15 protein-coding genes are annotated in these 12,871 nt (G+C 62.7%); 9 read left to right on the forward strand and 6 right to left on the reverse strand.

The features are described from left to right. Window positions 1-40: 40 nt before the first annotated feature. The 5 genes from EGJ86_RS08245 to EGJ86_RS08265 all read left to right on the forward strand — a co-directional run bounded on the left by EGJ86_RS08245 (window position 41) and on the right by EGJ86_RS08265 (window position 5,020). Complete coding sequence (locus EGJ86_RS08245; RefSeq protein ID WP_125834737.1) at window positions 41-547, forward strand: sigma-70 family RNA polymerase sigma factor; 507 nt, start codon at window positions 41-43, stop codon at window positions 545-547. After that, window positions 544-1,485: a FecR domain-containing protein gene (locus EGJ86_RS08250; protein WP_125834738.1), complete on the forward strand. Its 942-nt coding sequence runs from the start codon at window positions 544-546 to the stop codon at window positions 1,483-1,485. The genes EGJ86_RS08245 and EGJ86_RS08250 overlap by 4 nt, the downstream gene beginning before the upstream one ends. 96 nt (window positions 1,486-1,581) lie before the next feature. Then, window positions 1,582-3,990 carry a TonB-dependent receptor gene (locus EGJ86_RS08255; protein WP_125834739.1) on the forward strand — a complete coding sequence of 803 codons (2,409 nt, stop codon included), beginning with the start codon at window positions 1,582-1,584 and terminating at the stop codon, window positions 3,988-3,990. 123 nt (window positions 3,991-4,113) lie between these two features. Further along, window positions 4,114-4,329, forward strand: coding sequence for a dodecin (locus EGJ86_RS08260; RefSeq protein ID WP_099524991.1), 216 nt, complete (start codon window positions 4,114-4,116; stop codon window positions 4,327-4,329). Window positions 4,330-4,438: 109 nt separating this feature from the next. Next, window positions 4,439-5,020 carry a hypothetical protein gene (locus EGJ86_RS08265; protein ID WP_099524990.1) on the forward strand — a complete coding sequence of 194 codons (582 nt, stop codon included), beginning with the start codon at window positions 4,439-4,441 and terminating at the stop codon, window positions 5,018-5,020. 21 nt (window positions 5,021-5,041) lie between these two features. Here the strand turns inward: EGJ86_RS08265 and EGJ86_RS08270 are convergent, their stop codons facing one another. The 4 genes from EGJ86_RS08270 to EGJ86_RS08285 all read right to left on the reverse strand — a co-directional run bounded on the left by EGJ86_RS08270 (window position 5,042) and on the right by EGJ86_RS08285 (window position 7,283). Further along, window positions 5,042-6,271, reverse strand: coding sequence for a nucleoside recognition domain-containing protein (locus EGJ86_RS08270; RefSeq protein WP_099524989.1), 1,230 nt, complete (start codon window positions 6,269-6,271; stop codon window positions 5,042-5,044). Between the two features lie 158 nt (window positions 6,272-6,429). Next, window positions 6,430-6,891, reverse strand: coding sequence for an inhibitor of vertebrate lysozyme family protein (locus tag EGJ86_RS08275; protein ID WP_099524988.1), 462 nt, complete (start codon window positions 6,889-6,891; stop codon window positions 6,430-6,432). A gap of 10 nt (window positions 6,892-6,901) precedes the next feature. After that, on the reverse strand, window positions 6,902-7,066 hold the full coding sequence (locus EGJ86_RS08280; protein ID WP_017676339.1) for a DUF1328 domain-containing protein: 165 nt from the start codon (window positions 7,064-7,066) through the stop codon (window positions 6,902-6,904). Between the two features lie 19 nt (window positions 7,067-7,085). Next, a complete protein-coding gene (locus EGJ86_RS08285; protein ID WP_125834740.1) occupies window positions 7,086-7,283 on the reverse strand; it encodes a hypothetical protein in 198 nt (65 codons plus the stop codon). A 374-nt stretch (window positions 7,284-7,657) separates the two neighbouring features. On the opposite strand from EGJ86_RS08285, the gene EGJ86_RS08290 reads away from it, so the two are divergent. Further along, entirely contained in the window at window positions 7,658-8,062 is a 405-nt protein-coding gene (locus EGJ86_RS08290; RefSeq protein ID WP_017676341.1) for an acyl-CoA thioesterase, read from the forward strand. A 66-nt stretch (window positions 8,063-8,128) separates the two neighbouring features. On the opposite strand, the gene EGJ86_RS08295 is transcribed toward EGJ86_RS08290, so the two are convergent. Next, on the reverse strand, window positions 8,129-9,229 hold the full coding sequence (locus EGJ86_RS08295; protein WP_099524986.1) for a TRAP transporter substrate-binding protein: 1,101 nt from the start codon (window positions 9,227-9,229) through the stop codon (window positions 8,129-8,131). 244 nt (window positions 9,230-9,473) lie between these two features. Between EGJ86_RS08295 and EGJ86_RS08300 the strand changes: the two genes are divergently transcribed. The 3 genes from EGJ86_RS08300 (at window position 9,474) to EGJ86_RS08310 (ending at window position 12,390) form a co-directional block, all read left to right on the forward strand. Next, window positions 9,474-10,019: a TRAP transporter small permease subunit gene (locus tag EGJ86_RS08300; RefSeq protein WP_099524985.1), complete on the forward strand. Its 546-nt coding sequence runs from the start codon at window positions 9,474-9,476 to the stop codon at window positions 10,017-10,019. Next, window positions 10,012-11,388 (forward strand): TRAP transporter large permease subunit, encoded by a 1,377-nt coding sequence (locus tag EGJ86_RS08305; protein WP_125834741.1) that lies wholly within the window; start codon window positions 10,012-10,014, stop codon window positions 11,386-11,388. Before EGJ86_RS08300 ends, EGJ86_RS08305 begins: the two co-directional genes overlap by 8 nt. Before the next feature lie 99 nt (window positions 11,389-11,487). Further along, complete coding sequence (locus tag EGJ86_RS08310; protein WP_125834742.1) at window positions 11,488-12,390, forward strand: D-hexose-6-phosphate mutarotase; 903 nt, start codon at window positions 11,488-11,490, stop codon at window positions 12,388-12,390. Here EGJ86_RS08310 and EGJ86_RS08315 read toward each other — a convergent pair. Then, window positions 12,383-12,856 (reverse strand): FAD/FMN-containing dehydrogenase, encoded by a 474-nt coding sequence (locus tag EGJ86_RS08315; protein ID WP_125834743.1) that lies wholly within the window; start codon window positions 12,854-12,856, stop codon window positions 12,383-12,385. The two genes, EGJ86_RS08310 and EGJ86_RS08315, sit on opposite strands and share 8 nt — an antisense overlap. Between the last annotated feature and the right edge of the window lie 15 nt (window positions 12,857-12,871).

The raw sequence follows: 12,871 nt of genomic DNA on the forward strand, positions 1-12,871 counted from the left end.
TGACAATGCAATTCATTGTCATTTGATATGAAATCGCGCTATGCCCGCCGACGCCCAGGTGCTGCACACTCTCTACCGTGACCATCACAACTGGCTGCAAGGCTGGCTGCGTCGGCGCCTGGGCAATGGCTGCGATGCCGCCGACCTGGCGCAGGACACTTTCGTGCGTCTGCTGCGCGCCGGCAATGCGGCGAGCATTCGCGAGCCACGTGATTACCTGGCCACGGTGGCGCGGGGGCTGATGGTCGACTTTCTGCGGCGGCGTTCGCTGGAGCAAGCCTATCTCGAAGCGCTGGCCAATCAGCCGCAGGCCGAACACCCCAGCGCCGAGCAGCAGGCGCTGCTCCTCGAAGCGCTGATGGAGGTCGATCGTCTGCTCGCCGGTCTCGGCCGCACGGTGCGCGAGGTGTTCATCCTGTCCCAGCTCGACGGCCTCACCTACGCGCAGATTGCCGCGCGCCTGGGCATTTCCCTGCGCAGTGTGAACACGTACATGGCTCGCGCTGTGGAGCATTGCTGCCTGCTGCAAGCAGGCTGGCAGCCGTGACCGAGGCGCAGCGTGCGGCGCTCAAGGCCGCCAGCAACTGGTACGCGCGGCTGTGCGCCGGCGACAACGATGCCCATGAGCAGCAGGCCTGGCAGCGCTGGTACGACGCCGACGAGCTTCATCGCCAGGCCTGGCAGCAGATCGAGAAGCTGCGTGAACAACTGGGCCTGCTGCCCGGCCCCATTGCGTCGTCGACCCTGCGTGGCGTCGACCATGGCCGGCGCCGCCTGCTCGGCAGCCTGGCTCTGGTTGGTCTGGCATTGCCGCTGGGCTGGTTCGCCTGGCACAGCGATACGCGGCGCTACTGGCTGGCCGACTACCGCAGTGGTGTGGGTGAGCGCCGCCAATGGCAATTGAGCGATGGCAGCCAGCTGATGCTGGGCACGGCCAGCGCCGCGCAATGGCATGTCGATGGGCAGCGCCGCCTGTTGCGCCTGGTCAGCGGCGAGGCGCTGATCCAAAGCCTCGACGAAGCCCGCCCCTTGCTGGTGGAAACCCGTCACGGCCTGGTGCGCAGCGAGGGCGCGCGGTTCTGCGTGCGCAGCGATGAGCAGGGCTGCCGCGTCGCGGTGCTGGAGCAGCGGGTGGAGGTTGCGCCGCTGCGGCATCTGCAAGCCATGCAGCCGCTGCTTGCCGGGCAGCAATTGCATCTCGATGCCGAACGACTCGGGGCGCCGCATGCCAACGATGCCGCCACGACGGCCTGGACGCAGGGCAGCCTGATCGCGCTGGATCAGCCGCTGGGTGAGGTGATCGCCGAGCTGGCGCGCTATCGCCATGGCGTGCTGCGTATCGACCCGTCCCTGGCCGGGTTGAAGGTGTCCGGCAGCTTCCCGTTGGCCGATACCGATCGTGCCCTGGCGGCGCTTGAACACAGCTTCCCGCTGCGTGTGGTGCGGCGCAGCGATTACTGGGTGACGCTGGTGCCAAAGGTTTAATTGGCAAAAATATTCATTGTCGTTTGCACTTTTTTCTCTATTGGATCGGCCCTCCTGACATCTCGGCTACAGGCCTTTCGTTCCCAGGGGAAATCCATGCGTCAACCTTGCTGCAAACTGCATTCGCTAACCCTCGCTGTGCAAACTGCCCTGCTCTGTTCCGGCCTTGCGCGGGCCGTGCCGCTGGCCAGCGCTGCACCCGCCGAGCCTGCCGTGCAGACACAGGTTTTCGACATCGCTGCCGGCCCGCTGGCCGAGGTGCTCAACCGTTATGCCAGCGCCGCCGGTGTGGCGTTGTCGTTCGATGCCAGCGCGCTGCAGGGGCAAAGCAGCCCGGGTCTGCAGGGCCCCTATCAGGTCGAGGACGGCTTTGCCCGTCTGCTGCAGGGCAGTGGCTTGCGCGCGGTGCGCCAGGCCGAGGGGGTCTACGGCCTCGATGCGCTGCCCGCGCCAAGTAAGCTGGGCAGTGATGTGCTGCAGTTGGAAGCGATGACCGTCAGCACCCTGCGCAGTGACAGTGCAGTGGGCGAGACCACGCAGCGCGTGACTGTCATCGACCGCCAGCAGATCGAGCAGCAGCTGGCGCTGAGCAGCGACCCGGGCCAGGTGTTGAGCAACCTGATTCCGTCCTACTCGCCGAGTCGGCAGAAGATGTCCAACGCCGGTGAAACGCTGCGTGGGCGCACCCCGCAGTTTCTCGTCGACGGCGTGCCGCAAGCCAGTTCGATCCGCAACGACGGGCGCAGCAGCTACACCATCGACCTGGCACAGATCGAGCGCATTGAGGTGATTCATGGCGCCTCGGCCGAGCACGGCGGCGGCGCCACCGGCGGCATCGTCAACTTCATCAGCCGTCGGCCCGAAGGTAACGGCGTCAGCCAGCACGCCGGGGTCAGCCTGGAGAGCGACGACCGCTTCAGCAAGGATGGCCTGAGCTACAATATGAACTACCGGCTCAGCGCCCAACAGGGTGACTGGGAGACGCTGTTCGGTGCCACCTGGCAGGAGCGCGGTACGTTCTACGATGCCAATGACGAGCTGATTGGCGTCGCCTACCCGGGCGAGATCCAGGACACCCGCGACCACGATCTGATGTTCAAGCTCGGCTACTGGATCGACGACGTGCAGCACCTGCAATTCAGTGCCAATCATTACGAGCTCAAGGGCAACAACGACTACGTGCCGGTGCTCGGTAACCGCGCCGCCGGTATTCCCACCACCGCGCGCAAGGGCGATCCGCAGGGCGACCCGGCGTTCAATGAGAACCGCCAGTACATCTTCAGCTACAGCAATCAGGACCTGTACGGCAACGTGCTCGACGTGCAGCTCTATCACCAGCGCTACCGTGGCCAGTTCGGCGCGTTGATCTCAGCGACCTTCCAGGACCCCAACATCGCGCCGGTCGGCACCCTGTGGGAGCAAAGCCGCAGTGACTCGGAGAAATGGGGTGGCAAGCTGACCCTGCGCCGCAAAGGCCTGTTCGATGGTCTGCTGGATCTGACCGGCGGCCTCGACCTGATGCGCGACAAGGGTGAGCAGGTGCTGGTGCAGACCAATCGTAGCTATGTGCCGCCGTCTACCTACGACAACCAGGCTGGTTTCCTACAGGGCGACCTGCACCTTACCGACAAGCTGACCCTGATGGCTGGCGTGCGCCGCGAGCATTCCGAGCTCGACGTGGATGACTTCCGCACTGTGTGGGGCACCAACAACGCCGGCGGGGTGAGCGTCACCGGCGGTAAGGTGTCGTTCGGCAAAACCCTGAGCAACTACGGATTCACCTACCAGGCCAACGATTGGGCGCAGCTCTACGGCGGCTACTCCGAAGGCTTCGGCATGCCTGACATCGGCCGTGTTCTGCGCGGGCTGGACGAACCGGGGCTGGAGGTGGAAAGCCTGCTGGAGCTGGAACCGATCGTCACCCGTTCGCGTGAAGTGGGCCTGCGTCTGAACTTCGACCGCGTGGACATGGAACTGAGCTATTACGAGTCCTTCTCCAGCGTCGGCGAGCGTCTGTCGGTGAACAGCGACGGCAACTACATCGCCAACCGCGAGCGAGTGGAGATCCAGGGGTACGAGCTGACCGGCAACTGGCATATCGATGACCGCCACAGCCTGCGCGGCAGCTACGCCCACAGTCAGGGCAAATCCGATACCGATGGCGACGGCAAGGTGGATACTCGCCTGACCGGCCTGAACATCTCGCCGGACCAGTACAGCCTGGGCTGGCAAGCCAACTGGAACGACGACTGGTCGAGCTACCTGCAATACAACTACTACGTCAGCCGCAGCTTCGACGACCCGCGCCTGGAATTCGACGGCTACGCCCTGCTCTCAGCCAGCGTCAGCCGCCGCCTGCCGGTGGGTAGCCTGTCGCTGGGCATCGACAACCTGCTCGACGAGGACTATTTCACCTACTACTCGCAGTCGGCACGTATCGCCAACGACTACAACTTCAAGGGTCGTGGGCGCACCTTCACCCTGGGCTACCAGGTGGACTTCTAACGCCAGCCCAGGCGCTGGAAAGCCCGTGGTGGCTTTCCAGCAGGCCGGATAAGGGTGCGACAGATGACACTTCTACGGGGCGGGCTAGTCTGAACAAGAACCTTCACCACTCAGGAGTCCGTCATGTCCACTCACCACACCTACAAGAAGATCGAGATCGTCGGCTCGTCGCGCACCAGCATCGAGGAAGCCATCGAAAATGCCCTGGCCGAATGCGCCAAAAGCGTGCGCAACATGGATTGGTTCGAGGTGATCGACACCCGTGGCCACATCGAGAATGGCAAGGTGGGGCACTATCAGGTCACGCTCAAGGTTGGCTTTCGCCTGAGCGGTAGCTGACGGGCACTCAGTCGCCAGGCTGTGGCACCGCGCACAGCGACGAGGGCTGTCGCTGGCGAGGTGTGCTCGGTTCGGGCAAGCTGCGCGGGCCAATTCAGGGAGGAATGCCATGTTCAGACTCGTGCTGCTGCTCAGCCTGCTCGCACTCGCGGGCTGCGTCGACAACGAACCGCCTCTCGCCGAGGAGCGCCGACTGCTGCTCAGTGGCGAGGATTTCGCCGCTTACGAGGCCCCGGATGAGGGGCGCTACGAGAAGTTGGTGACCTACGCTGCGCGCAGCATAGACCTCAGTTTCGAGAGCGAGGGCAGCGACTGGTTCTACCTCTACAGCGGTGTCTCTCTCTACCCGCGCGCCGGTGATGCCTTGATGACCAGCTACGCCGAGACGTTCGGCGCCTCGTTCGGCCTGCGTGACAGCGGGCTGGTGCAACAGGATCTGCCGCTGGACACCAAGCTGGCCAGCCGCGCCAGCCTCAAGCTGCTGACCCAGGACGGTGAGCCGGTGGGCAACCTGTTCTATGCCACGGTCGGCAACAAGTCGATGTTCACCATTTTCACCGGGGTGTACTTCGAACAGGCCGAGGACTTCGAGGCATTCATCGCGCCCAAGCTGCTGGCGTTGCGCGAATACCAGCACAGCGATCCGTTGTTGAGCTGGGCGAGCGACAAACTGGGGTTTGGCGCCGACTGAGCAGCCCTGACTTCGCGGCGATCAGCCGAAGAACCAGTAGCACACGCCGATGGCGGCGATGATCCCGGCCGCATCGGCGACCAGGGCGCAGCCCACGGCATGGCGGGCGCGCTGCAGGCCGACCGCCCCGAAGTACACCGCCAGCACGTAGAACGTCGTTTCTGTACTGCCCTGCACCGTCGCCGCAACCAGCGCCGGGAAGCTGTCGACGCCGAAGTTCTCCATGGTTTCGATCAGCATGGCGCGCGCGGCACCGCCGGAGAAGGGTTTCATCAGCGCAGTGGGCAGAGCATCGACGAAGCGGGTATCCCAGCCCAGCGCTTCGATCAGCCAGCGAATGCCGTCGAGGCCGAAATCCAGCGCGCCGGATGCGCGCAGAACGCCGATGGCGCAGAGCATGGCGACCAGATACGGCAGCAGGCTTTTGGCCACGTCGAAGCCTTCCTTGGCACCGTCGATGAAGCTCTCGTACACCGCCACCTTGCGCAGCGCGCCGACCACCAGAAACATCAGGATCAAGCCGAACAGGGTGAGGTTACCGAGCAGCGATGACAGCGCCGCCAGCGCCGTGGCGCTCATGCCGGCGAGCAGGGCCATGAAGCCGCCGAGCAGTAGCGCGGTGGGAATCAGGTAGGCCAGCACCACCGGGTCCCACAAACGCAGGCGTTGCATCACCGATACCGCCAGCAGGCCTGCCAGGGTCGACGCGCTGGTCGCCAGCAGGATCGGTAGAAATACCAAGGTGGGATCTTCAGCACCTTGCTGCACGCGGTACATGAAGATCGATACCGGCAGCAGGGTCAGTGAGGAGGTATTGAGTACCAGGAACAGGATCTGTGCATTGCTCGCCGTGGTGGCGCTGGGGTTGAGATCCTGCAAGGCGCGCATGGCCTTGAGACCAATGGGCGTGGCTGCATTGTCCAGACCCAAGCCATTGGCGGCGAAGTTCATGCTGATCAACCCCAACGCTGGATGGCCGCGTGGCACTTCCGGCATCAGGCGGGCGAACAATGGGCCCAGCATGCGTGCGAGCAGATCGACCAGCCCGGCCTTCTCGGCGATGCGCAGTAGCCCCAGCCAGAGTGTCAGGGTGCCGAACAGCACCACCATCAGCTCCACCGAGAGCTTGGCCATGGCGAACAGGCTTTCGACCATGGCGCCGAATACGGCTGCATCACCGCCAATCAGCCAGCGTGCCAGAGCGGCAGCGGCTCCCAGCAGAAAAAAGCTCAGCCACAGGCCATTGAGCATTGCGATCCCCCTAGATTGGCAAGCGACGCCTTCCCTGATCGCCTTCTCCCTGAGGAAGAAGATGGCGCAAAGCGCCAGATGAAGGAGGGCATGCCGTTATGGCGGGGGATGATAACGTGCCGGCGGTGTCTGTGGGACAGCCGGCAAACTGCCGTCACTCAATACCAGTTGGGATCGCTGCGCAGCTGTTCCATCAGCATCTGCTGGATTTCCTCGTCCGGCTCGCCCAGCCAACGCAGGCTGGCATGCTCGCTTGGCGCGCGGTCTTCCGGCAGGCCATCCGGTACCTGCACATACAGCGCGTAGGCATCGTCGTCTTCCCATTCGAAGGCGACATAGGCGCGCTGATTGAAGCATCTGTTCGCTTCGCAGATCTGGCCAACCAGATAGCGATCGCTATCGGCTTCCACTGTCTGCATGGGAGTGGACAGGCCGCTGAGGTTGATCAGCCAGTCTGGCAAGCGCTCTTCGTTCTTTACCAGATCCTGCCAGGCTTCACGGTACTCGGTGTTGCTGGTGAGCAGCTCGCCTGGATGGAAACTGGCGTCGCGGTCGGCGGCCTGAGCCGCCAGGGCGCCGCCCATCAGCAGGGCGGCGGCAATGGCGTGGATCGATTGCATCTATGTCTCCCTAGAGGCGCGGGCGGCGGCCCATGACAAACGAGACGATGAACAGCACCAGGAACACCACGAATAGAATCTTGGCGATACCTGCAGCGGTGCCGGCGATACCACCGAAGCCCAGTACTGCGGCGATGATGGCGATGATCAGGAAAGTGACTGCCCAACTAAGCATGGTGTTTCTCCTTGATGGATCAGTGGGTAATGGCCCAGGCAGGCCAGGGGTCTTGCGAGTTGCTCGGGTCCACAGGCTGGGGCGCGGCGCCCGTGGGCAGCTCCAGCTCGGCGGTATTGCGGCTTGCGCACAGGGTCTGGCCAATCAGTACAACGCTGGTGAGCGTCAGACTGAGCAGAAGCAGCAAGGTGGCGAGCACCAGAGCAACTATCCACATGGCGGTTCTCCTGTTGCGTGGGAGGCGGATGGCTCGGGTGTGTGGCATATCCGTCTCTTCCTTGTTTTTGCATTGCAACCGGTACATGACCAGTTGCGTACTGGGACTAGTGCAGCACCCGTGCCAGACTTTTTGTTTATTAAAAATCTTTTAAAATCATTAGTTTACGGTTGAGTGATGGCATTTTGTGGTAGGCATACTGCCCGAATGAGGTTTGCCGGGTCGTGCGTTTTGCCCGACCGGGCATGGGCTGTGGCGTTTTGCGCCCTGCCAGAGTGGTCGCCCGTCGACTGCACAGTCGGTATACTCGTTGCGCCCGTGTGCCATGCGGGTTCCGCGCCCAGAACAACAACCGCGCCGCGAGTCTCGAACCGATGAACGACTACGAACAGGAAGACCCGATTCCCCAGGGCGACCTCGCTCTGCAGATCACCGCGTTGCCGCGCGAGACCAATGGTTTCGGTGATATCTACGGTGGCTGGCTGGTGTCGCAGATGGACCTCGCTGGTACCGCGATGGCGAGCAAGGTTGCAGGTGGCCGCGTGGCGACCGTCGCCATCGATCGCATGGCCTTTCTGGTACCGGTATCGGTGGGCGCGCAGCTCTCGTTCTATACCCAGGCGCTGGAGATCGGCCGCAGTTCGATTCAGATGATGGTCGAGGTGTGGAGCGACGATCCGCTGTCCAACGAGTGGCGCAAGGTCACCGAAGCGGTATTCGTCTTCGTCGCCATCGACGGCAGTGGCCGCACTCGTCCGGTGCCGCCGCGTCGAGGCTGACCGCTTTCTGAATTGCAGTAATGAAAACGCCGGCTAGAAGCCGGCGTTTTGTTTTGCCCTGAGCGGTCAGCCGCGGATGTTGTAGATATCCTTCTCGTTGCTTTCCGCGTATTCGTACAGGCGCTTGAGATAGGCCTTCTGATGTTCCCAGACTTTGGTTGCCGCCGGATCGGCCGCAGCGCTGGCATCGACTACCTCGGCAGCCACTTCCTTCAGGCGTGCCAGGACTTCGTCCGGCAGGCGGCGAACTTCCACGCCGTCGGCCTTGAGCTGCTCCATGGCCTCCATGTTCTTGGCGTTGTAATCGTCGAGCATGTCGCCGTTGACGTCACGAGCAGCCGCGCGAACGATGGCTTGCAGATCTGGCGGCAGGGTTTCCCAGGCCTTGATGTTGACGTCCAGCTCGAACAGAACGCTCGGCTCCTGCCAGCCCGGGGTGTAGTAGTACTTGGCTGCTTTGTGCAGGCCGAGGGCCAGGTCGTTGTATGGGCCGATCCACTCGGTGGCGTCGATGGCGCCGGTCTGCATGGCGGTGAAGATCTCACCGGCCGGCATGTTGACCACGGTACCGCCCATCTTGGTCAGCACTTCGCCACCCAGACCCGGGGTACGCATCTTCAGGCCCTTGAAGTCGTCGACCGAGTTCATTTCCTTGTTGAACCAGCCGGCGGTCTGCACGCCGGTGTTGCCGCAGGCCATCGGCAGTACGCCGAACGGTTTGTAGACCTCTTCCCACAGCTGCTGACCACCGCCACGGTGCAGCCAAGCGTTCATTTCCTGGGCATTCGGGCCGAACGGCGAGGCGCAGAAGAACTGAGCCGCCGGAACCTTACCTTTCCAGTAGTACGGCGCACCGTGACCCATCTCGGCGGTGCCGCGAGAGACTGCATCGAATACTTCCAGGGCCGGCACCAGTTCACCGGCTGCGTATACCTTGACCTTCAGGCGGCCGTTACTCATTTCATCGACCAGCTTGGCGAAGCGCTCGGCCCCCACGCCGACGCCCGGGAAGTTTTTCGGCCAGGAGGTGACCATCTTCCAGTTGAAGGTCTGAGAACTCGAACCCTCTTGAGGTGCTGCGGCGCTTTTGGCTTCTTCTTTACAGCCAGCCAGTGCGGTTGCTGCAAGGCCTACGCCCGCTGCGGCGAGTATGTCGCGACGTTTCATGCAATGCTCCTTCTTGTTGTATTGGTCTTACCACGGGATCGCCGAAGGCAGACCGGGCGTGAATAACATAGGGGGTCGTGACCTACAAGCCTAGCTACTACGACTAAAGTTGTACGGGCATTGCTGCAATACTAGTAGCCTGCATAGAATCGCCGGCCTGCGGCCCATAAGGACGCGGGCGGCGTGATATGCAGCCAACAGGTTTGCTGTCCTGTCTCCTACTCATAACGATAAAGGACTCACTATGTCCGACAAGCCTTCATTTCCCCTCGCTCTTGCATATCTGATCGATGCGCTGAACAGCTGGTTCGGCAAGGCCTGCGCCTGGCTGACGGTATTTTTGGTAATCGGTACAGCCATCGTCGTGGTGCTGCGTTACGGTTTCGGTATCGGCGCGACTGCCCTGCAGGAAGCGGTGCTGTACGCTCACGCACTGGTGTTCATGGGCGCAGCGGCCTGGGTGCTGCAACGCAACGGACACGTGCGTGTGGACATCTTCTACCAGAAGTTCAGCGGCCGCCGTCAGGCGCTGGTCGAGATCTTCGGTAATCTGCTGTTCCTGCTGCCGGTCGCGCTATTCCTCGGTTGGGCCAGTTGGGATTACGTCAGCAACTCCTGGTCGACGTTCGAAGCGTCCAGCGAATCTGGCGGCCTCAAGTTCGTCTACCTGCAGAAAAGCATCATCCTGGTACTGGTCGTCAGCCTGGTACTGCAAGGTATTTCCAATCTGATCAAGGCAATCTACGTCTTCAGCGGTCGCCTGCCAGCTCCGGAGGTGAAACATGGCTGAGTTGATGGCGATTCTGCTGTTCGTCAGTATTTGCGTGGCCTTGATGGCCGGCTTCCCGGTAGCGTTCACCCTGGCTGGCGTTTCCCTGCTGTTCGCCGCCATCGGTGTCGTCACGGGCACCTTTGATCCTGGTTACCTCAGCGCCCTGCCGAACCGTCTGTTCGGCATCATGAACAACCAGACGATGCTCGCCGTGCCGCTGTTCGTGTTCATGGGGGTGATGCTGGAACGCTCACGGGTGGCCGAAGATCTGCTCGAGTCCATGTCGCGCCTGTTCGGCACCCTGCGTGGCGGCCTGGCCATCTCCGTGTGCGTGGTCGGTGCCCTGCTGGCCGCTTCCACCGGTATCGTCGGCGCCACCGTGGTGACCATGGGCCTGCTGGCACTGCCGACCATGTTGCGCCGTGGCTATGATCCGGCCATTTCCACCGGCACTCTGGCTGCTACCGGCACCCTGGGGCAGATCATTCCGCCGTCCATCGTCCTGGTACTGCTGGGTGACGTGATGTCCAGCGCCTATCAGCAGGCGCAGCTGAAGATGGGCATCTTCTCGCCGAAGACCGTCTCGGTTGGCGACCTGTTCGTCGGCGCTCTGCTGCCTGGTCTGTTGCTGGTCGGTCTGTACATCGTCTACATCATCGCTGTCGCCATCCTGCAGCCGAAGAAACTGCCGGCGCTGCCGCAAGAAGAGCTCGGCCCTATCGAGTGGGGCAAGCTGGGCAAGGCGTTGATTCCGCCGCTGATCCTGATTGGCGCGGTACTGGGCTCGATCCTGGCTGGCTACGCCACCCCTACCGAAGCCGCTGCGCTGGGCGCCGTAGGCGCGATGCTGCTGGCCTTCAGCAAGGGCAAGCTGAACTTCGGCCAGCTCAAGGACGTGGCCTACGGCACCACCGAAATCAGTGCCATGGTCTTCATGATCCTGATCGGCGCGTCGCTGTTCTCCCTGGTGTTCCGCGGCTTCGGCGGTGAGGCGCTGATCGAGGATGTGTTCGCCCAGCTGCCAGGTGGTGTGCTCGGCGCGTTCTTCCTGGTGATGGTGGTGATCTTCCTGCTCGGCTTCATCCTCGACTTCATCGAGATCACCTTCGTGGTGGTGCCGATCGTCGGTCCGGTGCTGCTGGCCATGGGGCTCGATCCGATCTGGCTGGGCGTGATGATCGCACTCAACCTGCAAACCTCCTTCCTCACTCCGCCATTCGGCTTCGCGCTGTTCTATCTGCGTGGAGTGACACCGGCGAGCATTCCCACCAGTACCATCTACAAAGGTGTGGTGCCGTTCATCCTGATCCAGATTCTGCTGCTGGTGATCGCCTATATCTTCCCAGGGCTGATCACTTGGCTGCCGGAGCAGGTCTACGGCAAGTAAGTCTCGCTGGCTGGTTTGGCAAAACGCCCGTCCTCGTGATGGGCGTTTTGCTTTTTGCGTTGTCACACTATTGGTCATCTATCTCAACGAGAGGTCGTCATGAGCACCGCCCAAGTCGAACGCGTGGAACTGGATCAACTGGTCTGCTGGCGCATTCGTGCTGCCGGCAGCGAATTGCTGGTAGCCCAGCAGGGCGCGCAGATTCTCAGTTACCAGCAGGGTGAGCAGCCTCCGCTGATCTGGCTAAGCCCGGATGCGGCCTATCAGCGTGGCCAAAGCGTGCGCGGTGGTGTGCCGGTGTGCTGGCCCTGGTTCGGAGATCTACGCCGCAATCCGCAGGCCGTGCAGGCGCACTATCACCTCGAGCAGGCGCCGGCCCATGGCCTGGTGCGTGCATTGGACTGGGAGTTGCTGGGCATCGACGAGGAGGACGACGCCGTCACCCTGCGCTTTGCCTACGACACGCGCACTCAGCCGCTGGAAGGCTGGCCCAGGGATGTCGGCCTGACCTTCGTCGTGCGCCTGGCAGACGATCTCGGCATGAGCCTGGAAACCCACAATCGCGGTACGGAGCCGCTGACCCTGAGCCAGGCGCTGCACAGCTACTTCGCCGTCAGCGACGTGCGCCAGGTCAGCGTCGAGGGGCTGCAGGGCTGCCGTTATATCGACACCTTGCAGGACTGGCAGGAGCTGCGTCAGCAGGAAGCGCTGGTGTTCGATTCGGAGACCGATCGCATCTACTTCGACACCGCCGCGCGACTGAGCATCGTCGATCCGGGCTGGTGTCGGCGCATCCATCTGGATGCTCGTGGTTCACGCTCGGCTGTGCTGTGGAATCCCTGGGTCGACAAGGCCAAGCGCCTGTCGCAGTTCCCCGACGAGGCCTGGCAGAACATGCTTTGCATCGAGACGGCCAACGTGCTGGAAGACATCGTGCAGCTGAAAGCCGATGAGCGTCATCGGCTTGAGTTGCGCCTGTCCAGCGAGCCGCTCGCTAGTTAGCGCTGCCCTGCTGCTCCAGCGCCTGGCGAAGCGGCTCGGCGCTGGTAAAGGTCTGTTGCTGAACCAACTGCCCATCCTTTAGCTGCAACCACAGCGCTTTGCCTTCCGCCGCCGGGTAGCGCGGAGCGATGCGGGCGTCGCGGTCGAGGAGGATGCGGTAGTTGTAGTCGCGCATCTTCGGCAGGGCGAAGAGCGTGGCGATGATACGGGGCATGCGGCTGACGTCGGCGAGGAAGACTGCCTGGCGCTGTTCCAGATAGCCTTTGGGTTTGCCTTCCAGAGCGGCGTCGACCAGCTTGGCGCCATCCATGTCGCGCGCGACCAGCAGGATCTGCGTTTCGTCGTTCAGGGTGTAGGGCGCGTCGAACTGATCGAGCAGCGTCCAGGGCGCCAGGCGCTCGCCGGGCTCCAGGGCCAGTGCAGCGGTGGACAGCAGGCACAGCAACAGCAGGGCAGCAGCTTTCATGCTGGAACTCCTAGC

This window comes from Pseudomonas sp. o96-267, assembly GCF_003935465.1.
Lineage (GTDB): Bacteria > Pseudomonadota > Gammaproteobacteria > Pseudomonadales > Pseudomonadaceae > Aquipseudomonas > Aquipseudomonas sediminis.

Bases quoted from the DNA above. Each gene is read 5' to 3' on its own strand.
- EGJ86_RS08315 (WP_125834743.1), bottom strand. From the start codon at position 12,856: ATGAAAGCTGCTGCCCTGCTGTTGCTGTGCCTGCTGTCCACCGCTGCA.
- EGJ86_RS08275 (WP_099524988.1), bottom strand. From the start codon at position 6,891: ATGCAATCGATCCACGCCATTGCCGCCGCCCTGCTGATGGGCGGCGCC.
- EGJ86_RS08305 (WP_125834741.1), top strand. From the start codon at position 10,012: ATGGCTGAGTTGATGGCGATTCTGCTGTTCGTCAGTATTTGCGTGGCC.
- EGJ86_RS08245 (WP_125834737.1), top strand. From the start codon at position 41: ATGCCCGCCGACGCCCAGGTGCTGCACACTCTCTACCGTGACCATCAC.
- EGJ86_RS08260 (WP_099524991.1), top strand. From the start codon at position 4,114: ATGTCCACTCACCACACCTACAAGAAGATCGAGATCGTCGGCTCGTCG.
- EGJ86_RS08280 (WP_017676339.1), bottom strand. From the start codon at position 7,066: ATGCTTAGTTGGGCAGTCACTTTCCTGATCATCGCCATCATCGCCGCA.
- EGJ86_RS08255 (WP_125834739.1), top strand. From the start codon at position 1,582: ATGCGTCAACCTTGCTGCAAACTGCATTCGCTAACCCTCGCTGTGCAA.
- EGJ86_RS08300 (WP_099524985.1), top strand. From the start codon at position 9,474: ATGTCCGACAAGCCTTCATTTCCCCTCGCTCTTGCATATCTGATCGAT.
- EGJ86_RS08290 (WP_017676341.1), top strand. From the start codon at position 7,658: ATGAACGACTACGAACAGGAAGACCCGATTCCCCAGGGCGACCTCGCT.
- EGJ86_RS08310 (WP_125834742.1), top strand. From the start codon at position 11,488: ATGAGCACCGCCCAAGTCGAACGCGTGGAACTGGATCAACTGGTCTGC.
- EGJ86_RS08295 (WP_099524986.1), bottom strand. From the start codon at position 9,229: ATGAAACGTCGCGACATACTCGCCGCAGCGGGCGTAGGCCTTGCAGCA.
- EGJ86_RS08285 (WP_125834740.1), bottom strand. From the start codon at position 7,283: ATGTGGATAGTTGCTCTGGTGCTCGCCACCTTGCTGCTTCTGCTCAGT.
- EGJ86_RS08265 (WP_099524990.1), top strand. From the start codon at position 4,439: ATGTTCAGACTCGTGCTGCTGCTCAGCCTGCTCGCACTCGCGGGCTGC.
- EGJ86_RS08270 (WP_099524989.1), bottom strand. From the start codon at position 6,271: ATGCTCAATGGCCTGTGGCTGAGCTTTTTTCTGCTGGGAGCCGCTGCC.